The sequence below is a fragment of the Shewanella sp. MBTL60-112-B2 genome, assembly GCF_019655055.1.
Taxonomy (GTDB): Bacteria; Pseudomonadota; Gammaproteobacteria; order Enterobacterales; family Shewanellaceae; genus Shewanella.
The window spans coordinates 1-715 of the sequence record NZ_BPFA01000083.1 but is presented as its reverse complement, the minus strand read 5'-3'; the positions used below and the strand labels follow the sequence as shown (position 1 = coordinate 715).

2 tRNA genes and 1 rRNA gene are annotated in these 715 nt (G+C 40.8%); all 3 read left to right on the top strand.

The features are described from left to right. Positions 1-77 (top strand): 16S ribosomal RNA (locus K5Q73_RS21305); the annotation flags it as partial. Positions 78-151: 74 nt separating this feature from the next. Beyond that, a tRNA-Ile gene (locus tag K5Q73_RS21300) sits at positions 152-228 on the top strand. Between the two features lie 65 nt (positions 229-293). Continuing rightward, positions 294-369 (top strand) — tRNA-Ala (locus K5Q73_RS21295). Positions 370-715: the final 346 nt, after the last annotated feature.

Sequence of the window (715 nt, the reverse complement as noted above, 5' to 3'; positions counted from 1 at the left end):
CCACGGTGTGGTTCATGACTGGGGTGAAGTCGTAACAAGGTAGCCCTAGGGGAACCTGGGGCTGGATCACCTCCTTACCTATACGACTAACTTGATAGTTGTTGAGTGTTCACACAGATATGCTTGTCGTAAAGAAAGAGCAAATTACGTTGGGTCTGTAGCTCAGCTGGTTAGAGCGCACCCCTGATAAGGGTGAGGTCGGTGGTTCAAGTCCACTCTGACCCACCAAAATCTTTATTTTCTCCTAAACGAAGATTTTGTTTTAACGTAAATTTGTTTGACTGCATGTAAATGGGGCTATAGCTCAGCTGGGAGAGCGCCTGCCTTGCACGCAGGAGGTCTGCGGTTCGATCCCGCATAGCTCCACCATTTACATCTTTCTCTTCAGTAAGAGAAAGGCACATGCACAGGTAAGAGATGCCAAAGATAAATGAGAAATTTATCTTTGGCTTTTTTAAGCCCGCTCTTTAAAAATTTGGAAAGCTGATAGTAATAATCTTTAAGATTATTGCGAAATTAAAAAATTGAGTTCTAAAACACTTAACATTAAGTGTCTTGGCTTACTGCTTCACATTTATTTGTGAGGGATTAAGTAAAAAATTCTAATTTTGGCGAAAGTAGAAACCATTAGTTACGTACGACTGTTTTAAGCTTACCCGCTTAAAACAACGGATATTCTCATAGAGACTTATTTGGGTTGTATGGTTAAGTGACT